The 25,373-nt window shown below is 71.4% G+C and carries 17 protein-coding genes and 1 tRNA gene; 13 read left to right on the forward strand and 5 right to left on the reverse strand.

Annotated elements, in window-relative coordinates:
- Positions 1-280: 280 nt before the first annotated feature.
- Complete coding sequence (locus OG214_RS26520) at positions 281-514, forward strand: hypothetical protein (protein ID WP_046498555.1); 234 nt, start codon at positions 281-283, stop codon at positions 512-514.
- Here the strand turns inward: OG214_RS26520 and OG214_RS26525 are convergent.
- Positions 483-1,787 carry a glycosyltransferase 87 family protein gene (locus OG214_RS26525; RefSeq protein WP_405987620.1) on the reverse strand — a complete coding sequence of 435 codons (1,305 nt, stop codon included), beginning with the start codon at positions 1,785-1,787 and terminating at the stop codon, positions 483-485. The genes OG214_RS26520 and OG214_RS26525 overlap by 32 nt on opposite strands.
- A gap of 137 nt (positions 1,788-1,924) precedes the next feature.
- Between OG214_RS26525 and OG214_RS26530 the strand changes: the two genes are divergently transcribed.
- Positions 1,925-1,997, forward strand: a tRNA-Ala gene (locus OG214_RS26530).
- Between the two features lie 169 nt (positions 1,998-2,166).
- Here OG214_RS26530 and OG214_RS26535 read toward each other — a convergent pair.
- Positions 2,167-3,753, reverse strand: a complete 1,587-nt coding sequence (locus OG214_RS26535; RefSeq protein ID WP_363081206.1) for a ferredoxin — start codon at positions 3,751-3,753, stop codon at positions 2,167-2,169.
- Positions 3,750-5,579: a hypothetical protein gene (locus OG214_RS26540; protein ID WP_405986162.1), complete on the reverse strand. Its 1,830-nt coding sequence runs from the start codon at positions 5,577-5,579 to the stop codon at positions 3,750-3,752. The genes OG214_RS26535 and OG214_RS26540 overlap by 4 nt, the downstream gene beginning before the upstream one ends.
- A gap of 484 nt (positions 5,580-6,063) precedes the next feature.
- Between OG214_RS26540 and leuS the strand changes: the two genes are divergently transcribed.
- The 8 genes from leuS to holA all read left to right on the forward strand — a co-directional run bounded on the left by leuS (position 6,064) and on the right by holA (position 17,105).
- Entirely contained in the window at positions 6,064-8,940 is a 2,877-nt protein-coding gene (leuS, locus tag OG214_RS26545) for a leucine--tRNA ligase (protein ID WP_405986163.1), read from the forward strand.
- Between the two features lie 103 nt (positions 8,941-9,043).
- Complete coding sequence (locus OG214_RS26550) at positions 9,044-9,886, forward strand: hypothetical protein (RefSeq protein ID WP_363081210.1); 843 nt, start codon at positions 9,044-9,046, stop codon at positions 9,884-9,886.
- Between the two features lie 97 nt (positions 9,887-9,983).
- On the forward strand, positions 9,984-10,829 hold the full coding sequence (locus tag OG214_RS26555; protein WP_363081211.1) for a DegV family protein: 846 nt from the start codon (positions 9,984-9,986) through the stop codon (positions 10,827-10,829).
- A gap of 169 nt (positions 10,830-10,998) precedes the next feature.
- Positions 10,999-11,961, forward strand: a complete 963-nt coding sequence (locus OG214_RS26560) for a helix-hairpin-helix domain-containing protein (protein ID WP_405986164.1) — start codon at positions 10,999-11,001, stop codon at positions 11,959-11,961.
- Positions 11,958-14,726 carry a ComEC/Rec2 family competence protein gene (locus tag OG214_RS26565; RefSeq protein ID WP_405986165.1) on the forward strand — a complete coding sequence of 923 codons (2,769 nt, stop codon included), beginning with the start codon at positions 11,958-11,960 and terminating at the stop codon, positions 14,724-14,726. Before OG214_RS26560 ends, OG214_RS26565 begins: the two co-directional genes overlap by 4 nt.
- Positions 14,723-15,607: a YceI family protein gene (locus OG214_RS26570; RefSeq protein WP_363081214.1), complete on the forward strand. Its 885-nt coding sequence runs from the start codon at positions 14,723-14,725 to the stop codon at positions 15,605-15,607. The genes OG214_RS26565 and OG214_RS26570 overlap by 4 nt, the downstream gene beginning before the upstream one ends.
- A gap of 134 nt (positions 15,608-15,741) precedes the next feature.
- A complete protein-coding gene (locus OG214_RS26575) occupies positions 15,742-15,990 on the forward strand; it encodes a hypothetical protein (protein WP_363081215.1) in 249 nt (82 codons plus the stop codon).
- A gap of 122 nt (positions 15,991-16,112) precedes the next feature.
- Entirely contained in the window at positions 16,113-17,105 is a 993-nt protein-coding gene (gene holA, locus OG214_RS26580) for a DNA polymerase III subunit delta (RefSeq protein WP_365900925.1), read from the forward strand.
- A 251-nt stretch (positions 17,106-17,356) separates the two neighbouring features.
- On the opposite strand, the gene rpsT is transcribed toward holA, so the two are convergent.
- Positions 17,357-17,623: a 30S ribosomal protein S20 gene (rpsT, locus tag OG214_RS26585; RefSeq protein WP_363081217.1), complete on the reverse strand. Its 267-nt coding sequence runs from the start codon at positions 17,621-17,623 to the stop codon at positions 17,357-17,359.
- Between the two features lie 209 nt (positions 17,624-17,832).
- Between rpsT and lepA the strand changes: the two genes are divergently transcribed.
- Both lepA and OG214_RS26595 read left to right on the forward strand, forming a co-directional pair.
- Positions 17,833-19,704: a translation elongation factor 4 gene (lepA, locus tag OG214_RS26590; protein ID WP_363081218.1), complete on the forward strand. Its 1,872-nt coding sequence runs from the start codon at positions 17,833-17,835 to the stop codon at positions 19,702-19,704.
- A gap of 359 nt (positions 19,705-20,063) precedes the next feature.
- Positions 20,064-21,953, forward strand: a complete 1,890-nt coding sequence (locus OG214_RS26595) for an AMP-dependent synthetase/ligase (RefSeq protein ID WP_405986166.1) — start codon at positions 20,064-20,066, stop codon at positions 21,951-21,953.
- Positions 21,954-22,163: 210 nt separating this feature from the next.
- On the opposite strand, the gene OG214_RS26600 is transcribed toward OG214_RS26595, so the two are convergent.
- Positions 22,164-22,748, reverse strand: coding sequence for a response regulator (locus OG214_RS26600; protein WP_363081220.1), 585 nt, complete (start codon positions 22,746-22,748; stop codon positions 22,164-22,166).
- A gap of 286 nt (positions 22,749-23,034) precedes the next feature.
- On the opposite strand from OG214_RS26600, the gene OG214_RS26605 reads away from it, so the two are divergent.
- Positions 23,035-25,302 carry a SpoIIE family protein phosphatase gene (locus OG214_RS26605; RefSeq protein ID WP_405986167.1) on the forward strand — a complete coding sequence of 756 codons (2,268 nt, stop codon included), beginning with the start codon at positions 23,035-23,037 and terminating at the stop codon, positions 25,300-25,302.
- Positions 25,303-25,373 lie beyond the last annotated feature (71 nt).

Below are 25,373 nucleotides of genomic sequence, written 5' to 3' on the forward strand. Positions count from 1 at the left end.
GTCCGTTATAAGCCCTTACAGGGAGGCTTTTTCCGGCTGCCCGTCAGGCTCCGGCGTGGCAGAATCTGACAACCGAAGGGGACGAAGGGCCGGACCGGAAGGGAGAGCCGTATTGTCCGCCAGCAGCATCGAGGAGCCCGATGATCTGCTTGCCCCGGCGGAGGCGCTCGCCGGCCTCAACTGCCCCTCGTGCGGTTCGTCCCAGGTGGCTCAAGTGCTCGGTGACAACGGCGGGATTTCCTACGTGTGTACGGCCTGCGGCCACTGTTGGAGCTGATTGATGGGTGCCCACAGGCGTAAATGCGACTGGTGCGGCAGTGGTACGCCGATCGTCCGGGACATGGATCCGCTCAACCCCGAGTTCCAGTACTGGTGCGAGGAGTGCGCGCGGGCGCTGATCATAAAAGGCGACCCCATCGAGACCTACCGGGAACTGGAGGGCGAGCCGATCTACGGCCGTCTCCTGGACGAGCACTGCACGCTCAAGCGGTTCTACTCGTTCGCCACGGCCTGACCGTGTCCCCGGGGCCCCGATGGTCCCGGGCCTTCAGTGTGTCGCCGAGCAGATGTCCGATGAAGGCCAGGGCCGTCAGCGGATAGAGCGCGCAGAGCGCCGTCCCGGCGACTCCCCGGGCCAGTACGGAGCTGCCTGGCTGGTGCGGTGCCCACCACAGGGCGTACGAACAGAAGATCAGCCAGGCCACCGCCGCCCACCCGGCCCCTCCGCGCACCGCGACATACAGCGCCATCGGCACACACCACACCCAGTGGTGCGACCAGGAGACCGGGCTGATCAGCAGCGCGGTGGCCGCACAGCAGGTCACCGCCCCGGCGCGCTCCCCGCGCAGTCCCGCCGCGACCGCCGCCGCGAGTCCCGCCACGCCCACCACGGCGGCGGCCACGGGCCACCAGAGCGCCGGATCGCCGGTCTGCGACAGCCGGGCCAGCACCCCGCGCAGCGATTGGTTGGCGGTGTCCTCCGCGAGACCCGCGCGGCCGGCCTCGAAGAGGGTTCCGGTCCAGAAGCGGAATGAGTCCCCGGGGAGCACGGCGGCGGCCAGGAGGGTCGCGCCGAGGAAGACGGCGGTGGCCGTCGCGGCCTGGCGCAGCCAGGGGTTCCAGCCCGTCCCGCGCGCTCGTACCAGACCGATGAGCAGCAGCAGGACGGCGAAGAGGGCCGGGGTGAGCTTGACGGCGGCGGCGAATCCGATGCCCGCGCCCGCCCACCGGTGCTGAAGCCGTCCGTTCGGGAAGACGGGATCGCGGGTGAGATCCCACAGCACGGCCACCGCGAGCAGCAGATTGATCTGCCCGTAGCGCAGCGTCGTCCAGACAGGCTCGCACCAGACGGCGAACGCGGCCGCCCACAGCGTCGCGACCCACAGCCGGGCCGCCCGCAGTGACGCCTCCTTAGGAGGACGCGTTCTTCCCTGGAGGGCGAGCCGGAGGGAGAGCCGTACGAACACCACGAGCAGCAGCAGATTCCCGGCGGTCGCGAGCGTGCGCAGCACCGGCACACCCGGCAGCGTGAGCGGGGTGAACAGCAGCGCGGCGAACGGCGGGTAGGTCATGGGGAGTCGGGCGTGGGTCGCGCGCATCGCGTAGAGGTCCAGACCGTCGAGCACCGTACGGCCCTCGGCGCGGTAGACCATCAGATCGATCATCGAGACCCCGGCCGCACGCTGCGCGGTCCAGAACGCGGCGAAGGAGACCAGACAGACGCAGGCGGCGATCAGGAGCGCGCGCCGGGGGGACGGGCTCCGGTCGCTGTTCCGGACAAGCTGCACAAGTACGGGAATGGTCACGAAAAGTGACAGTACCGGTCGAATCGGTGCGGGCTGGAAACGATTTGGTGATCGGCCGGAAGGACCGTGTAATGTTGGCGCTGCCGCCGCCGGGGGAGCCCGGGTGCGGTGCACGGCAAGGGGCTATAGCTCAGTTGGTAGAGCGCCTGCATGGCATGCAGGAGGTCAGGAGTTCAATTCTCCTTAGCTCCACAGCAGATAGTCAGGTAGTCAGAGAAGCGGGTCATCCGGATCGGATGGCCCGCTTCTCTGTGTGCTCCTGCTTATCCGCGCTCCCCTGCGTGCTCCCTCGCGCCGTGTACAGGTGCGCGACAGGGGACGGACGGAGCCCGAGGGCCCCGTCCGTCCCGGTGCTCAACGCTCAACCACGCCCGGGACCCAGGGCCTTGCGGCCACCGCCGGGCGGCAGCGCGGCGCGCGCGGGCCGCGCGGGCGCCGGCTGCTCGATACGGAGTGCGAGCGCCGGGCATCTGCGTACCGCGCGCTGCGCGCGTCCCCGCAGATGCATGGGAACGGACGCGTCCGCGAGCGCCGGATAGCCGTCGGGCCCCAGCCTGATCAGCTCGGGGACGATATCGGCGCAGAGCCCGTGACCCTGGCAGAGCGTCCAGTCCACGGCGAGCTTCTCGCCGCTCGGAATCGACTCCTCGGCGTCCTGGTAGCCGGGACCGGGCAGCGGCAGCACACCGGTCGTCTCACGCCCGCAGCCCCCGTCCAGCACATGCGCGGCGAGGTCGTCGGTGAACGCCGACAGCGTGGAGGCGAAGAAGCGCGCAGAGCCGTCGGGGTGCTTGCAGGCGCCCCGGCCCTTGACCGCCTGGGTCACCGCGCGCAGCGCCTCCAGCGCGGCGGGACCGCCCCCGTTGATGACATCGGACAGACCGCCCGCGGCGGCGGGCAGACCGAGCTTGCAGGGGCCGCACTGGCCGGCCGTCTCGGCCGCGAGCCAGTTGGCGACCCGGAGCGCCTCGCCCAGCGGACAGGTCTCGGGGCCGATCGGCAGGATCGCGCCCGCGCCCAGCGCGCCGCCGAAGGACGCGAGGGACTCCTTGGAGACGACGGCCTCATGGGCGGCCACCGAGTCGATCCAGTTGCCGTGGTAGCCGCCGGTCAGCACGCCCTGCGGGAGCGGCGGCGCACCGGCCATCTGGAGGACGTACCGCAGGGGCACACCCGTCGGCACCTCGACGACCATGGGGCGGGCGACCGCGCCCGAGATGGTGAGCATGACGGTGCCCGGCTCGGTGTCGAGCCCGGTGTGGCCGTAGCGCCGGGCGCCGATCCGGGCGCCGACGGCGAGCTGGGCGAAGGTCTCCGCGTTGGACAGCAGCGTCGGCAGACCGCCGACACCGGACTCGGCTGCGCGCTCACGGCGGCCCGGCGGCAGGGCGGGACCGCCGCCGATGGCGCGGATCACGGAGGAGGCCTCACCCGAGACCATGCGCTCCGGGGTACGGACCACCCGCGCGCGCAATTGCTGGCCGCGCCGGTCGGAGAGTCCGCGCTCGGCGAGCGCCGCGCGGATCGAGACCTCGGTGGAATTACGGGTGACGGCGATGACCAGCGTGCGGGCGCCGAGCGCCTCGGCGGCCAGCAGCGCGCCGTCGAGGATGAGATGCGGGGCGCGGTTGATCAGCACCGTGTCCTTGCGGCAGGCGGGCTCGCCCTCACTGCCGTTGATCACGACGACGGGCCGCACACCACGGCGGATCGCGGCCGTGGCCACCGCGCGCAGTTTCTTGGCGAAGGGGAATCCGGCGCCTCCCCGGCCGGTCAGGGACATGTTCTCGGCGAGCTGCGCCAGCCGTTCCCCGGTCACGGGCTCCAGCGGGCCGTGGACCTTGAGATGCATGGGGAGATCGAGCCGCTCGACCAGGTCGAATCCCTGGGTGAGCTGGGGGAGCCCGACGACACGGACTTCGGGGACATCGGGGAGCGGGGTGTTCACGGTCGGTCTCCTGCGGGTGCGTGCCAGGGTTCCCCGGCCGGGGGCGGATAGAGGGGGCCGGGGGAGGCCCCGGTCCCGTCCGACGGCGCGGGCGGGGGCACGGAGGGGATGGGGGACGGGGCGGCGGAGGACGGCGGCGGGGAGACCGTGCCCTCATAGGTGGGGACCGCGCCCGTGTCGTAAGGGGGAAGGGAACCGGTTTCGTAGGAGGGAACCGAACCGGTGTCGTACGCCGGGGGGGAGCCGGCGCCGTAGGCGGGCAGGGAGCCCGTGTCGTAGGCCGGGGCGGAGCCGGTGTCGTACGGGGGCACGGAGCCGGTGTCGTACGTGGGTACCGCGCCGGTGCCGTAGGCCGGGAGGGAGCCCGTGTCGTACGCCGGGATCGACCCGGTGTCGTACGGGGACGGGGCGTCGGGCCCGTAGACCGGGACGCCCCCGCCACTCGTGTCGTACGGGGACGACGTCGTGCCGCTCGCTGGGTACGAGGGGTTCGCGCCGGTGTCGTACGGAGAGGCCCCGTTCGGGCCGTAGGTGGGGACCGCGCCGGTGTCGTACGGGGTCGACGCGGGCGGTGCGAAGGCCTCCGCGGGGGGCGGCGGGGACGGCGCCGGCCAGGAACCGGGCCTGCCCGCCGGATCGTCGGAGATGACGGGGAGTTCCTCGGTCAGGGGAACGCGCTCGGCGAGGGGTATCTCGCCGGTCGGTATGCGTGTGGTGGGTTCACCTCCCCGCGAGACCGCGCGATACCCGGCCGAGAGACCCGTACCGGACTCCGTCCGCGGACCGGGGGCCGCGAACGACTCCGTGGCGGAGAAGGGCTCCGCGGCGGAGAACGAATCCGTGGCGCCGATGCCGGCGCCGATGCCGCTCGTGCCTGTGTTGAACGGATCCGACGAGGGGTAGGGCTCCGCCGTCGATCGCGTCGCCTCGTACAGCGGCGGGGCCGGGGCGGCGAGCCGCGGTGGGGTGCGCGGCCGGCCCAGCGCCGGTCCCACCGGCTGCGCGGAGACGGCGGGCTCGCGCACGATCCGCTGCTGGTAGTCGGGCTGCGAGGGGATTCCCGTCGCGCCGGGGAGCGGGTCCGACGCGAGATCGCGACGGTTCTGCTCGGGCTCCGGCGTCTCACGGACGCCGCCGGTCAGCACGAGGATCCGGTCGGCGAGGCGGCGCTTGACCGGGCGGGGCAGCAGCCGTGTGGACACGGCGGCGGCGACTCCGAGGAGGGCCAGACAGTACATCGTGACGACCCAGGTCGCGGCCGGGCGGCCGGTGTAGAGGCCGTGCACGAGTGCGAAGCACCAGGCCGGATAGGCCACCATGTGCATCGCGCGCCAGCGTCCCGCGAACCGGCCGGGCACGGCGAAGGCACTGCGCATCGCGCCGGTCGTGGCGGCCACGACCATCAGCAGCCCGGCGAGCGAGCCGAAGCCGATGAGACCGTTCGTACCGCTGACACCGAGGCCGAACGGCACCAGCGCGCCGAGCAGCGCCACATGCCCGAGGGTGACCTTGACGGTGACATGCAGCAGCAGAAAACCGAGCGAGGCGATCGCCGTCGCCCGGTGGACGCCCTGGGCCAGCAGCCGGTGGCGCGGGGAGAGCAGCACCCTGTCGGTGGCTATCAGACCCCAGGCCACGGCGCCGGTGAGGGACAGCAGGGACAGCACTCCTGTGGTGAAGTCGAGTGCGGCACGGAAGGCGTCGCCTCCCGCGACGGCGAGCAGGGGTACCAGTACCAGCGCGGCGACCGTGAGTCCGCCCTGCACCTGCCGGCTCATGCCGTGGTCCAGGGAGAGCGACGAGCTGAACTTGCGTTGAGGGTTCATGAGGGGGCAACTCCGAAGGGCTCGGGAAAGCGGTCCCGTTGCCGCATGCTAAGTGGAGCCATACCAGGCAGTACCCAATTTGCAGGTTTAACCGCGGGAAGGTGAGTTACCCGACTCCCGGCGGGCCGGGAGATGCCCCGGAACGGGTCGATACGCGGGGTAACAGGTTCCGCCGCCGGTCGTTCCACGATCGTTTCGTGCCCCTCTCGTGGCTCTCCCGTGGCCCTCATGTGCTTGTCCGGTGCCACTCTGTGCGGACTGTCGGGGCCCTGCGGTACCCTGACGCCATGCGAGCCGTACGCCTTCTGCTTAGCGGGCCGCGCTGATCAGTCCCGACGGATGAGAGATCCGGTCGGAATCGGCGCGGCGTCCCCTCCTGTGTGAGGGGTCTTTTTCGTTCACCGGCCGGCGCAGCCACTCGCCGAGTGGCACGGCACGGCCGAACCCCCGCCGGCAGAGACGATCGATGGAGCTTCAGAGGATCATGAGCGAGACGAATTCCGCTGCCGCCGAGCAGACAGCGCCGCACCGCTACACGGCCGCCATGGCCGCCGACATCGAGGCGCGCTGGCAGGACTTCTGGGACGCCGAGGGCACGTACGAGGCGCCGAACCCCACGGGTGACCTGGCCGGGGACCCGGCGGTGGTGGCCGAGCCCAAGAAGTTCATCATGGACATGTTCCCCTACCCGTCCGGCGCAGGTCTGCATGTCGGGCATCCGCTGGGTTATATCGCCACCGATGTGTTCGCCCGTCATCAGCGCATGACCGGGCACAACGTGCTGCACACGCTGGGCTTCGACGCGTTCGGCCTGCCCGCCGAGCAGCACGCGGTCGCCACCGGCACCCACCCCCGGGTGTCCACCGAGGCCGCCATGGCCAATATGAGGACGCAGCTGCGCCGGCTGGGTCTGGGACACGACAAGCGCCGGTCCGTGGCCACGATCGACCCGGACTACTACAAGTGGACCCAGTGGATCTTCGTACAGATCTTCAACTCCTGGTACGACAAGGACGCCGACAAGGCCCGCCCGATCGACACGCTGGTGGCGCAGTTCGAGAGCGGGGAGCGTGCCACTCCGGACGGGCGCCCCTGGAACGCGCTGAGCGCCGTCGAACGCGCCGACGTCCTGGGTGAGTACCGGCTGGCCTACGCCTCCGACGCGCCCGTCAACTGGTGTCCGGGGCTGGGCACCGTGCTGGCCAACGAGGAGGTCACCGCGGACGGCCGCTCCGAGCGCGGCAACTTCCCGGTGTTCAAGGCGAAGCTGCGCCAGTGGAACATGCGGATCACCGCGTACGCCGACCGGCTGCTGACCGATCTGGACGCGCTGGACTGGCCGGAGGCCATCAAGCTCCAGCAGCGCAACTGGATCGGCAGGAGCGAGGGCGCGCGCGTCGACTTCCCGGTCGGTGACGCGGGAGCGATCACGGTCTTCACGACCCGTCAGGACACCCTGTTCGGCGCCACCTACATGGTGCTGGCGCCGGAGCACGACCTGGTCGAGAAGATCGTCCCGGCTGTCTGGCCCGAGGGTACGCACGACGTATGGACGGGCGGACACGCGACCCCCGCCGACGCCGTCGGCGCGTACCGCAAGCAGGCCGCCTCGAAGTCCGATGTCGAGCGGCAGGCCGAGGCGAAGGACAAGACCGGTGTCTTCACCGGCGCGTACGCCACCAACCCGGTCAGCGGTGAGCGCGTACCCGTCTTCATCGCCGACTATGTGCTGATGGGGTACGGCACGGGCGCGATCATGGCCGTACCGGCGCACGACAGCCGTGACTTCGCGTTCGCGCGCGCCTTCGAGCTGCCGATGCGCTGTGTGGTGGAGCCGTCCGACGGCCGTTCCACCGATCCGGCGGAGTGGGACGACGCGTTCGACTCGTACGACGCGCGCGTCATCGACTCGACGGGTGCGGACATCTCCCTGGACGGCCTGACGGTGTCCGAGGCCAAGGCCCGGATCACCGAGTGGCTGGCCGGGCGGGGCATCGGCGAGGGCACGGTCAACTTCCGCCTGCGCGACTGGCTGTTCAGCCGCCAGCGCTACTGGGGCGAGCCCTTTCCCATCGTCTACGACGAGCAGGGCACGGCGCACTCGCTGCCCGAGTCGATGCTGCCGCTGGAACTGCCCGAGGTCGACGACTACTCGCCCCGTACGTTCGATCCGGACGACGCGGACACCCGGCCCGAGACACCGCTCTCGCGGAACGCGGAGTGGGTCGACGTCGAGCTGGACCTGGGCCGGGGCGAGGGCGTCAAGCGCTACCGCCGCGAGACCAACACGATGCCGAACTGGGCCGGTTCGTGCTGGTACGAGCTGCGCTATCTGGACCCGCACAACAGTGAGAAGCTGGTCGACCCGGCCATCGAGCGGTACTGGATGGGCCCCCGCGAGGGACAGCCGCACGGCGGTGTCGATCTGTACGTGGGCGGCGCGGAGCACGCCGTACTGCACCTGCTGTACGCGCGTTTCTGGTCCAAGGTGCTGTACGACCTGGGGCACATCTCCTCGGTCGAGCCCTTCCACAAGCTGTACAACCAGGGCATGATCCAGGCCTTCGTCCACCGGGACAGCCGGGGGATCGCGGTGCCCGCCGCCGAGGTCGAGGAGCGGGACGGCGGATACTGGTACCAGGGCGAGAAGGTCAGCCGTGTCCTGGGCAAGATGGGCAAGTCCCTGAAGAACGCGGTCACTCCGGACGAGATCTTCGCCGAGTTCGGCGCGGACACGCTGCGGCTGTACGAGATGGCGATGGGCCCGCTGGATGTCTCGCGGCCGTGGGACACGCGCGCGGTGGTCGGCCAGTACCGGCTGCTGCAACGGCTGTGGCGCAATGTGGTCGACGAGACGACGGGCGAGGTCACCGTCGTGGACGCCGAGCCCGACGAGGAGACGCTGCGCGCGCTGCACAAGGCGATCGACGGGGTCACCCAGGACATGACGGCGCTGCGGTTCAACACCGCCATCGCCAAGATCACCGAGCTGAACAACCAGCTCACCAAGGCGGCCCGTCCGGTGCCGCGTTCGGTCGCCGAGCGGCTGGTGCTGCTGATCGCGCCGCTGGCGCCGCATGTCGCCGAGGAGCTGTGGCACCGGCTGGGCCACTCCGACTCGGTCGTCCACCAGGACTTCCCGGTCGCGGACCCGGCGTATGTCGTGGACGAGGCCGTGACCTGCGTGGTGCAGATCAAGGGCAAGGTCAAGGCGCGGCTGGAGGTCTCGCCGTCGATCTCGGACGAGGAACTGGAAGCACTGGCGCTGGCCGACGAAGCGGTGGTCGCGGCGCTGGGCGGCGGAGGTATCCGCAAGGTGATCGTACGGGCGCCGAAGCTGGTGAACATCGTTCCCGCGTAGCAGGGCTTTCCCCTACGGGCAGGTTGGGGGTTTCTCAGGAACCCTCAACCTGCTTGTTCCGTTTACGGTGGAGAGAGCGTAAACGACAACGAAGGGGGCGCCCATGGAGGTCGTCATCGTGATCCTGGCGCTGCTCTTCGTCACGTTCGTGTCACTCGGGGTGTACATGGGCGTGAAGGCCGTCGGCGCGGCCAAGCGCGGCGTCGACCGTACGATCTCGAACGCGCGCCGGACGGTGGAGGACACCACGCTGCGGGCGAGAAGCCTCGGGCAGATGGGTGTGGCCGGGGAGCTCGCCCAGCTCCGGGTGCGGCTGCGTACCTCGATGCGGGCGACACAGGAAGCGCTCCAGGCGGGCGTGGCGGAGGACGCCTCGCTGTCGGAGTCGGTCGCGCTCTTCCAGCGGCTCAGCACGCACGGGCAGGAGCTGGACGAGGAGCTGCGCAGGCTGGAGCGCGATCCGGACCGGGCGAGGGTGGCCGAGCACCTCCAGGAGCTGCGTGAGCGCACGGAGCGGATCACGCACTCGGCGGAGTCGCTGCGCTGGGCGGCGCGGGACCGGGCGCGGAAGTTCGCGGAGGACGATCTGTCGTCGCTGAGCGCCCAGATCGACGTGGAGTCGGGGGCGCTGCGGCACTGGTCGACGCCGGAGCCGGCGGCGGACCAGCGGCAGGGCGAGCGGTCCAGGACGCACGAGAGGCGCGAGAGCCCCGAGGGGCGCGAGCAGCATGTGGTGTGGCCGGAGCCCGAGGGCACCTGGCCCGGGGCCGAGCCACGGGTGGCGGCCGATGAGGCCGACGGGCCGGGGTCGGGACAGGGACAGGGATCCGCGCAGGGGCGCGGGCAGGACCGGACGCAGGCCATCGAGCCACCCGGTGTCCGGCCGCGGATCGCCTACCCGTGGCAGAAGCGGACAGGCCAGGCGAGGCCCGAGAGCACGAACTGACCGGAATCGACCGGACACGCCCGCGGCCGGGGCGGAATCGATCATTGGGACGGGGCCGGGCTGCCGACGGGGGGCGACGACGGGTAACCTCCCGCTCATGTCCCGCCATGTCGCGATCGTCACCGATTCCACGGCCTACTTGCCGCCGCAGACGATGGAGCGGCACGGCATCACCGCGGTGCCGCTGACCGTCGTACTCGGTGACCGCGCGCTGGAGGAGGGCACCGAGATCTCGGCCCGTTCGCTGGCCCTGGCTCTCCAGAAGCGGCGCTCGGTGACCACCTCGCGACCCAGCCCCGATGTCTTCGCCGCCGCGTACCGTACCGCGGCGGAGGCCGGCGCGACCGGGATCGTCTCCCTGCATCTTTCGGCCGAGTTCTCCGGGACGTACGACGCCGCCGTGCTCGCGGCGAAGGACGCGCCCGTGCCGGTGCGGGTGGTGGACACGGGCATGGTGGCGATGGCGCTCGGGTTCTGCGCGCTGGCGGCCGCCGAGGCCGCGGAGGGGAACGGGACGCTGGACGAGGCGGTGGCCGCCGCCGAGAAGCGGGCCGCGGGCACCTCCGCGTATTTCTATGTCGACACGCTGGACTATCTGCGCCGAGGCGGCCGTATCGGCGCGGCCCAGGCGTTGTTGGGCTCGGCGCTGGCGGTGAAGCCGCTGTTGCAGCTGGACGGCGGACGTATCGAGTTGCTGGAGAAGGTGCGTACGGCCTCGAAGGCGATCGCGCGGCTGGAGGAGATCGTCGCCGAGCGGGCGGGCACCAGCCGCGTGGACATCGCCGTACACCATCTCGCGGCGCCGGAGCGGGCCGTGACGCTGGCCGAGCGGCTGCGTGAACGGGTGCCGGGACTGGTGGATCTGCATGTGAGCGAGGTGGGCGCGGTGATCGGGGCGCACACGGGGCCGGGGCTGCTGGGAGCGGTGATCTCGCCGCGCTGAGCGGGGTGCCGTGCCGGGCGTCCTGAGGGCGTCCCAGAGGCTTGTTCGTAGTTCACTCGTAGCCGCCGACCACTCGCACGGGTGATCGGGTTATCCACAATGCGCCTGTCGTCCACGGGAATTCGGGCCGCTCAGCGAGGCCGGGCGGAAGTGCCTACCGTTCTGTGGCATGACTCTCCGAACACGCTCCGTGACCAGTGGACCCGGTCGAGCTCCGGGCTCCGATGTCCGTGCCCGTCATCCGCGCCGCCGCGCGGACGCCCTCTTCGCCGGTCCACCAGTCGGGGCGGCGGTCGGGGCGGCGGTCGGGGCGGCGGATCCACCACCCGTGCTTCTCGCGGGAGGTGACGACGAGGGCAGGCGTGCGAGGGACGGCGGGCGTGCGAGGGACGGCAGGCGGGCGCGGGAAGGCAGGCGGGAGCGGGTGGGGCTCGCGCTGCGCGAGCGGCTGCCGATGTGGCTCCAGCTCCGGTGCGGGCTTGAGCCAAGGACGCTCGCGGCGCTCGCCGTCGTTCTGGTCGTGGCCGCGCTGCTCGCCGCTCAGCACTTCTGGGCCGGACGCCCACGGTCCGTCCGGGCGCCGGAGACGGTCGGCGCGGCCGGGGCGGTGATGCCTCCGATGGCGTCAGGAGCGCCGGGGGCGCCGGCACCGGTGGAGACGAGCCGTGTCGTCGTGGACGTGGGTGGCGAGGTGAGGAAGCCGGGGGTGCTGCGTCTGCCGACCGGATCGCGGGTCGCCGACGCGCTGCGCGCGGCCGGGGGTGTCAAGCCGGACGCGGACATCACCGGACTCAACCGGGCACGGGTGCTGATGGACGGTGAACAGGTGGTGGTGGGCAGTCCGGCCCCACCGGGCGCTGAGGGCGGCGGAGTTGGCACGGGCGGTGGCATGGGTGCCGGCCAGGGTGGTGCCGGTGCCGGTGGTGGTACGGGAGTTCCGGTGCCGGTGAGTCTCAACTCCGCCACGGTGGAGCAGCTCGACACGCTTCCCGGAGTGGGGCCCGTGCTCGCGCGGCACATCATCGACTACCGCACCGAGCACGGCGGATTCCGGTCCGTCGGGGAACTCCGCGAGGTCAACGGGATCGGGGCGCGCAGGTTCGCGGACCTTCAGCCGCTCGTACGGCCATGACGCGCCGCCCGGTCGGCCCGGCGTCCGGTCACCCCGCCGATCCCCGTCCCGACGACCGCGCGGGCCCGGCGGACCCACGCCAGGAGGGCCCGGCCGATCTGCGGCTGGTTCCGCTCGCTGCGGCGGCCTGGGCCGCGGCGGCCCTGGCGGTGGGCGCTCCAGGGCGGTGGACCGCTGTCGGCGTGCTGGTGTGTCTGGCGGTGGCGGGGCCGCTGCTGGTGTGGTCCGGGTCCTCCCGGTCCGGTGCGGGTCAGGGCCGGCGGCTCAACGGTGTCGCCGTCGCGGGAGCGCTGCTGTGCGCCGCGGCGGGTGCGGCGTCCGCCGGGCTGCACACCGCGGATCCGCACCGGGGGCCGGTGCCGGGCCTCGCGGAGCGGTATGCCCGGGTCACCGCGGAGCTGACGGTCACCTCGGACCCCCGGCCCACGCGCCCGAGAGTCCTCGGGGACCGGATGTCCGGAGGAGGGTTCGTCCTGGACGCGGATCTCACCCTGCTGACGGGGCCCGACGGCCGGACCACCAGGGGACGGACACCCGTTCTGGTGCTCTCCGGACCCGGTGAGCACGCGGGCCGATGGCAGCGGCTGCTGCCCTCCACCCGGCTGCGGCTGACCGGGCGGCTCTCACCCCCGCTGCACACGGACGACCCCTACGCGGCGACTCTGCGGGTGGAAGGGAAGGGACCGCCGCGTCCGATCGGGGAGCCGACCCGTGTCCAGCGGATGGCCGGGGAGCTGCGCGCCGGGCTGCGCGAGGCGACCCAAGGGCTTGAACCGGACGCCCGCGCGCTGCTCCCGGGGCTGGTCGTCGGCGACACCTCACGCGTACCGCCCGAACTGCACGACGCGTTCAAGGCGACCGATCTCACGCATCTGCTCTCCGTCTCCGGAAGCAATCTGACGGTGGTACTCGCTCTGCTGATCGGGCCACCGGGGCTGGCCATGAGAGCCGAACGGCGCGGGCTCGCGCCACGGTTGAGGATCTCGCTGCGATGGACCGCGCTGTTCGGCGGGGCGCTCACGCTCGGCTTCGTGGTCGTGTGCCGGCCGGAGCCCAGTGTGCTGCGGGCCGCCGCCTGCGGACTGATCACCCTGCTCGCCATCGGGACGGGCCGCCGCAGGACGCTCATCCCGGCGCTGGCCGCCGCCGTTCTGCTGCTGGTGCTGTACGACCCCTGGCTGGCGCGCAGTTACGGCTTCCTTCTCTCCGTGCTGGCCACCGGCGCGCTGCTCACGATCGGGCCTCGGTGGAGCGACGCGCTGCGGCGGCGCGGGGTGCCGGCCCGGGTGGCCGAGGCGCTCGCCGCGGCAGGTGCCGCCCAGGCCGTGTGCGCGCCCGTGGTGGCCGTGTTCGCGGCCACGTTCAGCCTGGTGGCGATCCCGTGCAATCTCCTCGCCGAGGTGGCGGTGGCCCCGGCGACGGTGCTCGGCTTCGCCGCCCTGGCCATGGCGCCGCTCGCGATGCCCGTGGCTGAGGGGCTGGCCCGGTGCGCGGGCTGGCCCGCGGGCTGGATCGCCTCCGTCGCCCGCGGCGGCGCGGCGCTGCCCGGCGCGGGGATCACCTGGCCGGGCGGCTGGTGGGGCGGACTGCTGCTCGTCGCGCTGACGGTCCTGGTCCTGCTCGCCGTACGACGGATCCCGCGCCACCCGTGGACGGCCGCCGCGTGCGCCGTGTTCCTGCTCCTCGCCGTCGTGCGACCGCCTTCGGTCACCCGGCTCGTCACCGGCTGGCCGCCGCCGGGCTGGACGTTCGCGATGTGCGACGTAGGCCAGGGCGACACCGTCGTGCTCGCGGCGGGCGAGGGGACGGCCGTGGTCGTGGACGCCGGCCCCGAACCCGGGCCGCCCGACCGCTGTCTGCGGGAACTCGGCGTCACACGCGTTCCGCTGCTGCTGCTCACCCATTTCCACGCCGACCATGTCCGTGGTCTCCCCGGGGTGCTGCGGGGCAGGGCGGTCGGCGCGATCCAGACGACGACCTCCGAAGAGCCGCCGGAACAGGCCGCGTTCGTACGGAGAACCGCCGCGGCGGCGGGGGTGCCCGTCGTCCGCGCCCGGCCCGGGGAGCAGCGGCGGATCGGGCCGCTCACCTGGCGCATGCTGTGGCCGAGGGCCGGCTCTCCTCTCACCGTCGGGGAGCCGAACGACTCCAGCGTCACCCTCTACGTACGGATCGCCCATGGGCCCGCGCTGCTGCTTCTCGGTGATCTCGAACCACCCGCCCAGCAGGGGCTGTTGGGTGACCATCCGGAGCTGCCCCCGGTGGATGTGCTCAAGGTGGCCCATCATGGCTCGCCGTTCCAGGACCCGGCCCTGCTCCGTACGGTCCGGCCCCGGCTCGCGCTGATCTCCGCCGGGCGGGACAACCCGTACGGCCATCCGGCGCCCCGGACCGTGGAGGCGCTCCGCGCCGGGGGAGCGGCCGTGCTGCGTACCGACACGGACGGGTCGATCGCGGTGGTGGGCGCGGGGGCCGGGCTGAGGGCGGTGCCCCGGGAGGGCCCGAGCGGTCCCCGGGCGGCGCGCGCGGTCTCTTCCGGCCCTACCGTGATCGTTTCGGGCTGCGACGCGACCGGATCCCGGAGCTCCGGCAACCCTCCGTCGGCGGTGTGTAGTAGCCGAGTTCGCTACCTGTCCGTACGTTTGCCTCGAACAGCGCATGAGTGGTCGAATGCCTACTCGTCAAGGGTCGCCGCCCCGACAAGGACGTCCGGCCGTGCGCGGCCCCGCAGAGCCCGATCGCACAGGGGTACGTACACACCATGATCACGCGCCTTATCGGCCGACGGACGGCCGCTCAGCAGAGAAACAACACACTCGCCGGGCTGTCCGTGCCACCCGGTGCCGGTCTGCTGAGCTGCCGTGTTCTCGACCCTGTCAACGAACCGGTCGTGCGGGGCGAGTTCACGGTGAGCGACAGCGGCGGCCGTAAGATCGTGAGCGGTGAGACCGACCCCTTCGGCACGATCGTGGCGATGGTCCCCTTCGGGGAGTACCGGCTGGCCATCTCGGCCGACAGCTTCACCCCGTACCGGGGCAATGTGTATGTCACCGACGGAGGGGACTCCGGCGGCCTCGGGGACATCACGCTCCAGATAGCCCCCTCGCTTCCGCTGCCCGCCCCCGGGGAGTGGGAGATCGAACCGGCCCACTCCCGGATCGGTTTCATCGCCCGGCACATCGGACTCGCCCGGGTGCACGGCCGGTTCGACAACTTCGCCGGGGCGATCAGGATCGGCGACACGATGGACCAGTCCGCGATGCATGTCGTCATCGGCGCCGCGTCGATCGACACCAGCGTGCAGATGCGCGACGACCATCTGCGCTCCGCCGACTTCCTCGATGTGGCCAACTATCCGACGCTGGAGTTCTACAGCGACCGCATCGCGCACCGGGGCGGCAACAACTGGGCGATCACCGGGGCGCTCACGCTCCATGGCGTCACCCGTACGATCACCCTCGAAGCCCAGTACCTCGGTATCGGCAACGGCATGGAGGGCGAGACCCGTGCCGCCATCCGCGCCACCACCGAACTGCACCGCGAGGACTACACCGTCAACTGGCAGTCCATGCTGGCGCGGGGCATCGCGGTCGTCGGCTCCAGCATCAAGATCGAGATGGATATCCAGATCGTCCCCAAGAGCTGAGCACGCCCACCCCGGACGACCGGGCCCCCGGCCCGGAAGCAGCCCGCCCCTGAAGCAGCCCGCGCCGGAAGCACCCCGCCGCGGAGGCCGGGAACCCGTCCAGGGCGGCAGGGACCGGCTGGAAGAATACGGCCGTGAGTGATGTGAGACATGTGCTGGTACTGCCCGACCGTGATGCCGCCGAGGAGGTGGCGGAGGCGCTGGGCGAGCGGTTCGGGGTGACCGAGGAACCGCAGTTGGTACGGGACGCCCTGGCCGGCGAGGACGACGCCGAGGACGCCCAGTGGCTGGTGGTCGTGGAGGACCCGGAGGCACGGATGGACGGCGCGGCGCTGGACGCGTTCGTGGCGGACTGGGACGGCTGGCGGGAAGAGGCGTACTGACAGCGCGTACCGGCAGGCGCTGGCGTACGACAGGCGCTGACGTACAGCAGGCGCGCTGACGCCGTGCGGCGCCGCCTGTCCGCGGCGCCGGCTGTCGGTGGTGCGTGCGATGCTGGACCGCGATGGCCACCAGAAAGTCTTCCCCCGACGACCTCCTCGCCCCGCTCACCCTGGCTGTGGGCCAGGAGGACCTGCTGCTCGACCGCGCCGTGCAGCAGGTGGTGGCGGCGGCCCGCGCCGCCGACGCCGACACGGATGTACGCGACCTCACCTCCGACCAGCTCCAGCCCGGCACCCTCGCCGAGCTGACCAGCCCTTCGCTCTTCGCCGAGCGCAAGGTCGTCGTCGTGCGGAACGCGCACGACCTCTCCGCCGACACGATCAAGGACGTCAAGTCCTATCTCGACGCCCCCGCCGAGGAGATCACGCTCGTCCTGCTGCACGCGGGAGGGGCCAAGGGCAAGGCGCTGCTGGACGCCGCACGCAAGGCGGGCGCCCGTGAGGTCGCCTGTCCCAAGACGACCAAGCCGGCCGAGCGGCTCACCTTCGTACGGTCCGAGTTCCGCGCGCTGGGCCGCTCGGCCACCCCGGAGGCCTGCCAGGCGCTGGTCGACTCGATCGGCAGCGATCTGCGCGAGCTGGCGAGCGCCGTCTCCCAGCTCACCGCCGATGTCGAGGGCACGATCGACGAGGCGGTCGTCGGCCGCTACTACACGGGCCGCGCCGAGGCCTCCAGCTTCACCGTCGCGGACCGCGCGGTGGAGGGCAGGGCGGCGGACGCCCTCGAAGCGCTGCGCTGGTCGCTGTCGACGGGGGTGGCTCCCGTGCTGATCACCAGCGCCCTGTCCCAGGGGGTACGGGCGATCGGCAAGCTGTCGTCCGCGCGTGGCGGCAGGCCCGCGGATCTCGCCCGTGAACTGGGGATGCCGCCCTGGAAGATCGACCGGGTGCGTCAGCAGATGCGCGGCTGGACTCCGGACGGGGTGGCGACGGCGCTGCGGGCCGTCGCCGAGGCCGACGCGGGCGTCAAGGGCGGCGGTGACGACCCCGAGTACGCGCTGGAGAAGGCGGTCGTCGCCATCGCCCGTGCCGCACGCTCCGGCCGGCCGGGCTGACCGCGTGGGCTTGACCGGTCCGGCCGGCCGCGCGAAGGCCAGACACCCGGAGACATGACGAAGGCCCCGGCCCGTCCTGGGGAAGGACGGCACCGGGGCCTCGACGTCAATCGATGAACTCGCACCCGCGTGGCGAACGCAGTCGCGTGCGAGTTCGGGAGTGCCGGTCCGGAGCGGTAGAGAGGGCCCGCTGAGTCCCTTCCGGCGGTCAGACGGTCAAACGGTCAAGACGGTCGGACCAAGCGAGTGGCTCAGCCCTGAAGGGAAGAGACCTTCGAGGCCAGCGCCGACTTCTTGTTGGCGGCGGCGTTCTTGTGGATGACGCCCTTCGAGACAGCCTTGTCGAGCTTGCGGGAGGCCTCACGAGCGGCCACAGTGGCCTTCTCGACGTCGCCCGCGGCAGCGGCCTCACGGGCCTTGCGGATCGCGGTCTTGAGCGACGACTTGACAGCCTTGTTGCGCAGGCGTGCCTTCTCGTTGGTCTTGTTCCGCTTGATCTGGGACTTGATGTTCGCCACGTTTAATACAGCCTTTTCAGCTTTGATGAATCACTAACTGAACCCGTCCCGCGCCGAGACGGCACGAGACACAGCTCACCACGCTACCAGCCACCCTCCGACCCGCCCAAACCGGGCGCAGTCCCGCACCCATGGGACGATGGAGGCTACGTATCGCTCCGAGTCGACCCGAGACGAGACGCCGCGCGTCTCAAGAATCAGGACCCTGCGTGCCCGCGACCCCTACCCACGTGCCAGAGCCGAGCCGTACGGACCCGGCGCTGCTCCGTAACTTCTGCATCATCGCGCACATCGACCACGGCAAGTCGACGCTCGCCGACCGGATGCTCCAGTTGACCGGAGTCGTCGATTCGCGGCAGATGCGCGCCCAGTACCTCGACCGTATGGACATCGAGCGCGAACGCGGAATCACGATCAAGTCCCAGGCGGTCCGGCTGCCCTGGGCCCCCAACACGGGTGAGGACCAGGGGAAGACCCATATCCTCAACATGATCGACACGCCGGGCCACGTGGACTTCACCTACGAGGTGTCCCGTTCGCTCGCGGCCTGCGAGGGCACGGTCCTCCTGGTGGACGCCGCCCAGGGCATCGAGGCGCAGACCCTCGCCAACCTCTATCTGGCGATGGAGAACGACCTCACCATCGTCCCGGTGCTGAACAAGATCGACCTGCCGGCGGCCCAGCCGGAGAAGTTCTCCGAGGAACTGGCCAATCTCATCGGCTGTCAGCCGGAGGACGTCCTCAAGGTGTCGGCGAAGACGGGCGTCGGCGTCGACGCCCTGCTCGACCGGGTGGTGGCGGACGTCCCGGCCCCGGTCGGTGTCGCGGACGCGCCCGCCCGCGCGATGATCTTCGACTCCGTCTATGACTCCTACCGCGGAGTCGTGACCTACGTACGAGTCATCGACGGCCAGCTCAACAAGCGCGAGCGGATCCGGATGATGTCCACCGGCGCCACGCACGAGCTGCTGGAGATCGGCACGAACTCGCCGGAGATGCTCCCGGCGGACGGTCTGGGCGTCGGCGAGGTCGGCTATCTGATCACGGGCGTGAAGGACGTACGGCAGTCCAAGGTCGGTGACACGATCACCACCCTGAACAAGGGCGCGACCGAGGCGCTGGGCGGCTACAAGGACCCCAAGCCGATGGTGTTCTCCGGCCTCTATCCGCTGGACGGCTCGGACTACCCCGAGCTGCGCGACGCCCTCGACAAGCTCCAGCTCAACGACGCGGCGCTGGTCTACGAGCCGGAGACCTCCGCGGCTCTCGGATTCGGCTTCCGTGTCGGCTTCCTCGGGCTGCTGCACCTCGATGTGATCCGTGAGCGGCTGGAGCGTGAGTTCGGCCTCGATCTGATCGCCACCGCTCCCAACGTCGTCTACCGCGTGCTGATGGAGGACGGTAAGGAGCACATCGTCACCAATCCGAGCGAATTCCCCGAGGGGAAGATCGACTCGGTGCACGAGCCGGTCGTACGGGCCACGATCCTCGCCCCCAGCGAGTTCATCGGTTCGATCATGGAGCTGTGCCAGACCCGGCGCGGCACGCTGCTCGGTATGGACTATCTCTCCGAGGACCGGGTCGAGATCCGCTACACCCTGCCGCTCGCCGAGATCGTCTTCGACTTCTTCGACCAGCTCAAGTCGAAGACCCGGGGCTACGCCTCGCTCGACTACGAGCCCACCGGGGAGCAGACGGCCCAGCTGGTCAAGGTCGACATCCTGCTGCACGGCGACAAGGTCGACGCCTTCTCGGCCATCACCCACCGGGACCAGGCCTACGCGTACGGGGTGCGGCTCGTCGCCAAACTGCGCGAGCTGATCCCGCGCCAGGCCTTCGAGGTGCCCATCCAGGCCGCCATCGGCTCCCGGGTGATCGCCCGCGAGACCATCCGCGCCATCCGCAAGGACGTCCTCGCCAAGTGCTACGGCGGTGACATCTCGCGTAAGCGGAAGCTGCTGGAGAAGCAGAAGGAGGGCAAGAAGCGGATGAAGATGGTCGGCAGCGTGGAGGTTCCGCAGGAGGCCTTCATCGCGGTGCTGTCCAGCGACGAGTCCGGCGGGGGCAAGGGCAAGAAGTAGGCCCTCCGCGCGGTGGGCCCTCCGCGCGGTGCGTCACGGGCCCTCACGCCACGGCGTGAGGGCCCGTTCCCGTCGGACCGCGGGCGTGGGTGGTGTGTACGGACCGCGCGGGTGGCAGGGGATACGGGCGTACGACCGGGCGGGCGGTCCGGGATACGGCGTACGCCCGCGCGGGTGTACGCCCGGTACAGGCGGGTTCGTTTTGAAGCGGCGCCCCGCCGCCCCTTACGTACCGGCTGGGTGCCCTCTAGTCTGATCACTGATCCCGTAGTTACTCGCCAGTTAGTTACTCGTCAGTCACTGTCACACCAGTCGGTCGGATCAGTCACGCAGCGCAGCGCGCGGGCCCGGAGGATGTCGTGAGCGACACACAGAACTTGATCGAGAACCGGCCGCCCTCCGTGGCGACCCTCTTCATTGAGCGCGTGACGGCCACGCCGGACGCGGAGGCCTATCGCCATCCCGTCCCCCGCACCACGGGCCAGGGCCCCGACGAGTGGCGCTCGCTGAGCTGGGGCCAGGCGGCGGAACGGGTGTACGCGGTGGCCGCCGGTCTGATCGGGCTGGGGGTCCAGCCCGAGGAGCGGGTCGCGCTCGCCTCCGCCACCCGGGTCGAGTGGATCCTCGCCGACCTCGGGGTGATGTGCGCGGGCGCCGCGACCACCACGATCTACCCCTCGACCAATGCCGAGGAGTCCGCCTACATCCTCGCCGACTCCGGCAGCCGGGTCCTGATCGCGGAGGACGCCGCGCAGCTCGCCAAGGCCCGCGAGCGGCGGGGCGAGCTGCCGCACCTCGCCCATGTGGTCGTGATCGACGCGGCCGACGCGCTTCCCGCCGAAGGTGACCCGGACGGCTGGGTGCTCTCCCTGGCCGATCTGGAGGCGCGCGGCGCGGAGTATCTGGTCACGCACCCGGAGGCGGTCAAGGAGCGGGTCGGCGCCATCACCTCCACCCAGCTCGCCACCCTGATCTACACCTCCGGCACCACCGGCCGCCCCAAGGGGGTACGGCTGGCGCACGACAGCTGGTCGTACATGGCCAAGGCCACCGCGAGCACCGGTCTGATCTCCAGGGACGATGTGCAGTATCTGTGGCTGCCGCTCGCCCATGTCTTCGGCAAGGTGCTGACGTCGGGGCAGATCGAGGTCGGGCATGTCACCGCCGTGGACGGGCGCGTCGACAAGATCATCGAGAATCTGCCGGTGGTCCAGCCCACCTACATGGCGGCCGTGCCGCGGATCTTCGAGAAGGTCTACAACGGGGTCGCGGCCAAGGCGCGGGGCGGCGGTCCCGCCAAGTACAAGATCTTCCAGTGGGCGGCCGGGATCGCCCGTGAGTACGCCAAGGTCTCCCAGGACAACTTCCGGCGTACGGGCACGGCGTCCGTGCCGTTCGCCCTCGGGGCCAAGCACAAGGTCGCCGACGCGCTCGTCTACGCCAAGCTGCGCGAGGCGTTCGGCGGGCGGCTGCGGGCCGCGGTCTCCGGCTCCGCGGCACTCGCGCCCGACATCGGTTACTTCTTCTCCGGCGCCGGGATCCACATCCTGGAGGGGTACGGACTGACGGAGTCCAGCGCCGCCAGCTTCGTCAACCCGGGGGAGGCGTACCGTACGGGCACGGTCGGCAAGCCGCTGCCCGGTACGGAGGTCCGGATCGCCGACGACGGCGAGATCCTGCTGCGCGGCCCGGGGATCATGGCCGGATACCACGGGCTGCCCGAGAAGACCGCGGAGGTGCTGGAGCCGGACGGCTGGTTCCACACCGGCGACATCGGCGAGCTGTCCCCCGACGGCTATCTGCGGATCACCGACCGCAAGAAGGACCTGATCAAGACGTCGGGCGGCAAGTACATCGCACCGGCCGAGGTCGAGGGCCAGTTCAAGGCGGTGTGCCCGTTCGTCTCGAACATCCTGGTGCACGGGGCGGACCGCAACTTCTGTACGGCGCTGATCGCGCTCGACGAGCCCACGATCCTCGGCTGGGCCGCCGAGCACGGTCTGGGCGGCAGACCGTACGCCGATGTGGTCGCCTCCGCGCAGGTCCAGCAGCTCATCGACGGCTATGTGAAGCGGCTCAACGCGGGTCTCCAGCGCTGGCAGACGATCAAGAAGTTCCGGCTGCTGCCGCGCGATCTGGATATCGAGCACGGTGAGCTGACACCGAGCCTCAAGCTCAAGAGGCCGGTGGTGGAGCGGGAGTACAAGCATCTGATCGAGGAGATGTACGAGGGGTCCCGGGAGGCCTGAGAGCGCGCGAGGGGCCCAGCACACGGCGGAACCGCGAGGCACGGGCCCGAGCGGCGCCCGAGGCCGCTTGGACCCGAGCCGACCCGAGCCGACCCGAGCCGGGGCGGCGCGGCGCGGCGCCTGAGCGGCGCGGAGGGGGCCTGAACGGCGTGTGAGTGGCGCGCGAGGCCGCGCGGGCCCGAGCGGCGCGCGCGGTGCGCGCCCCGCGTGCTACTCGCCCCGCTCGCGGCGCAGTTCGCCCAGGGTGTCTCCTATTCGGTCGAGCTGCTGCCCGAGCGCCGCGAGATCGTTCGGCGCGCCACGCCGTAACTCCTCCTCGATCGAGGACAGCCGGCCCGCGATCTCCCCGAGATGCTCCTGCTCCCGTGCCAGCATCCGCTCCAACTGCCGGTTCTTCCGGTGCAGATCGAGGAAGACACCGACCTTGGCCCGTAACACCCACGGGTCGAAGGGCTTGGTCAGAAAGTCCGCCGCGCCCGTGGCATACCCGCGGAACGCGTAACCGCTGTCGGACTCCGGCCCGTTCAGAAAGATGATCGGGACGTCCTTGGCGTGGTCGAGCCGCTTGATCCGCGAAGCCGTCTCGAAACCGTCCATGCCCGGCATACGGACGTCCAGCAGGACCAACGCGAACGGCTGCCGCAGCAGTTCCCCCATCGCCTCCTCGCCCGAACGGGCCCGTACGAGTGTCACGTCCAGGGAACCGAGCACCGCTTCCAGCGCGACGAGGTTGTCCTCCATGTCATCGACGAGAAGGATGGTCGCGCGTTCCACGGCGGCTGTTGACCTGCTCATCCGGCTCTCCTTGTCGGCCCTCGGCCCTCGCCTGTCGGCCAGCGGGGCAAGACTGCTCTGTCCGGCGCGTTTTCGCACGTCGTTCCCCGGGGTTTGCCCGCCGTGTTGTCAACCCGTGTCCTCAGCCATACCGTCCCTGTCCCAGGACGGCGCCGGACCTCGGCCGTTCACCAACTCCAGGCAAATATCCGCCCACTTCGATGACTCGGCGCATATGGACGCCCTCCGTCTGTCACTCTGTCGGGATCGTAAGTGGCACAACACCAGAACGGGATCAGGAGCCGCAGTGGGGCCCATTCCGATTCCGCGCGAGTCGCTGCACCGGTCGGCACCGGAGGTGTCGTTACGACAGGACGCGCGGTCGACGTCACGTACCAGCCTGCCCGGGAACCCGCTCGCGCCGTCCGCCGCGCGCCGGTTCGTCCGCGCGACGCTGGCCGACTGGACCAGTCAGGGGAAGCTGGCCACCTGTACCTTCTGCCGGGGCGACGGGGGATGCCCGCCGGGGCGGCACAGCACCGATCTGCTCGCGGACGACGCGGTGGTCATCGTCAGCGAACTCGTCACCAACGCGGTGGTGCACGCGGGGACCACCGTCGAACTGCTCTGCCGTCACGAGACGGCCGCCGAGGACCCCTCGGGGACGGGGGAGGAGCCGGCCGCGCTGGTCCTCGAAATCTCGGACCACCACCCGGCGCGCGCCATCCAGAGCGACGCGCGGGGCCAGGCGCCGTCCGGCACCCCGGAGTACGGCCGGGGGCTGCAACTCGTCGCCTCCCTCGCCGAACGGTGGGGCATCACCTACCGGCCCGGACTCAAGACCGTCTGGGCCCGGCTGCCGCTCGAAGGAAGGGAGGCGGGACCCGGCCAGCCCGCCGAACCCGCGCTGCGCCGGGGGCTGCGCGCCGCGGAGATCCTCGCGCCCTCGTCGCGGCGCTCCGTACGGGACGACCCCGACTGGGTCGGCCGCGGCGCGCTCTCCTTTCTCGCCGAGGCCTCCGAACTGCTCGCGGGCCAGCTCGACGAGGACCTGATCGCGGCGCTCGCGGGGCAGTTGCTGGTGCCGCGGCTCGCGGACTGGTGCGCGGTCTGGCTGGACAGCGAGAGCGCGCAGGCGGGCACGGCACCCCGGCTCGCCCGCGTCTGGCACGCCGACGAGTCCAGGACCGGGGAACTGCGGGCGGTCCTGGAGAAGGAACCGCCACGGCTGCCCGATCTGCCGAGGGGCGGCCCGGTACGGGTGCCATGGCCGGGCGGCTGGGGCGCCGGGGACGGCGGTGCGTCCGGCGCGGACGGGACGGGTACGGGTGCCACGGGTACGGGCGCCACAGGTACGGACGGTACGGCTGCGGGCGCCGGTACGGGCGGTACGGAGACGTCCGGGACCGGTCCGGGCGTCGTCGGCGGACCGGACGCGAGCGGCCGGGACGCGGAAGCGGGTGCCGAAGCCGAAGCCGAAGCCGAAGCGGAAGCGGACGTGGGCGCCGGTGTGGGCGCGGAAGCGGAGTCGAAGGCCGGGACCGAAGCCGGGGCGGACGGTGGGCCGGGGGAGGGCTCAGCGCTCGCCTGCCGGCTCGTCGCGAACGGCCGCGCACTCGGCACCCTGATGCTCGGCCGGCCGGGCGGGACCGGTGTCCCCGACGATGTCACCGCCCTCGTGGAGGACTTCGCGCGACGCGTCGCCCTCGCCATCGGCGCGGCCCGCCGCTACACCCGCCAGGTCACCATCAGCCGTGTACTTCAGCGCGGCCTGCTGCCCAGCCAGGTCGCGCGGATACCCGGCGTCGCCAGTTCCCTGGTGTACGAGCCCAGCGACGACGGTCTCGCGGGCGGCGACTTCTACGACGTCTTCCCGTGCCCGCCGGGCGACCGCTGGTGCTTCATGCTCGGCGATGTCCAGGGCAGCGGCCCGGAGGCGGCCGTCGTCACCGGGCTCGCCCGCCCCTGGCTGCGGCTGCTGGCCCGCGAGGGCTACCGCGTCGGGGCGGTCCTCGACCGGCTCAACCGGCTGCTTCTCGACGACGCCACGGAGGCGGCGGAATCGGCGTCCCTGATGGTCGCGGCGGCAGCCGCGGCCGGTCCCTCTCTCGCCAGGCCCGGCGCCGTACCGGGGGCGGCCGAGGGCGGTGGCCAGCCACGCTTCCTGTCGCTGCTGTACGGGGAGCTGATGCCGCTGCCGGGGGAGGGCGGCGGCGTACGGTGCACGCTCGCGAGCGCCGGTCATCCGCTGCCGCTGCTTCTGCGGCCCGACGGGACGGTACGGCCGGCCGCGGAGCCGCAGCTGCTGCTCGGGGTCGTCGAGAAGGTCGCGTACGAGAGCCGTACGTTCCATCTGGAGCCCGGCGACACGCTGCTCTGTGTCACCGACGGTGTGACGGAGCGGCGCTCCGGGCCGCTGATGTTCGACGACGGTGACGGGCTCGCGCGGGCGCTGGCGGAGTGCGTGGGGCTGTCGGCGCAGGGCGTCGCGGACCGGATACGACGGGCGGTGCACGAGTTCGGCGACACACCGCCGGGGGACGATCTGGCGCTGCTGGTGCTCCAGGCGGAGTGACACGGGGGAGGCGGACACCAGAAGCCGCCGGACGACTGGACCGGAGTCGCGGGACGGACCGGAGTCGCCGG

The organism is Streptomyces sp. NBC_00872, from assembly GCF_045161915.1.
GTDB lineage: Bacteria > Actinomycetota > Actinomycetes > Streptomycetales > Streptomycetaceae > Streptomyces.

What these genes read in the sequence shown, in the direction of transcription:
- OG214_RS26520 (WP_046498555.1), top strand. Translation starts at nt 281, where the DNA reads ATGGGTGCCCACAGGCGTAAATGCGACTGGTGCGGCAGTGGTACGCCG.
- OG214_RS26555 (WP_363081211.1), top strand. Translation starts at nt 9,984, where the DNA reads ATGTCCCGCCATGTCGCGATCGTCACCGATTCCACGGCCTACTTGCCG.
- OG214_RS26560 (WP_405986164.1), top strand. Translation starts at nt 10,999, where the DNA reads ATGACTCTCCGAACACGCTCCGTGACCAGTGGACCCGGTCGAGCTCCG.
- OG214_RS26550 (WP_363081210.1), top strand. Translation starts at nt 9,044, where the DNA reads ATGGAGGTCGTCATCGTGATCCTGGCGCTGCTCTTCGTCACGTTCGTG.
- OG214_RS26570 (WP_363081214.1), top strand. Translation starts at nt 14,723, where the DNA reads ATGATCACGCGCCTTATCGGCCGACGGACGGCCGCTCAGCAGAGAAAC.
- OG214_RS26565 (WP_405986165.1), top strand. Translation starts at nt 11,958, where the DNA reads ATGACGCGCCGCCCGGTCGGCCCGGCGTCCGGTCACCCCGCCGATCCC.
- OG214_RS26540 (WP_405986162.1), bottom strand. Translation starts at nt 5,579, where the DNA reads ATGAACCCTCAACGCAAGTTCAGCTCGTCGCTCTCCCTGGACCACGGC.
- holA (WP_365900925.1), top strand. Translation starts at nt 16,113, where the DNA reads ATGGCCACCAGAAAGTCTTCCCCCGACGACCTCCTCGCCCCGCTCACC.
- OG214_RS26600 (WP_363081220.1), bottom strand. Translation starts at nt 22,748, where the DNA reads ATGAGCAGGTCAACAGCCGCCGTGGAACGCGCGACCATCCTTCTCGTC.
- leuS (WP_405986163.1), top strand. Translation starts at nt 6,064, where the DNA reads ATGAGCGAGACGAATTCCGCTGCCGCCGAGCAGACAGCGCCGCACCGC.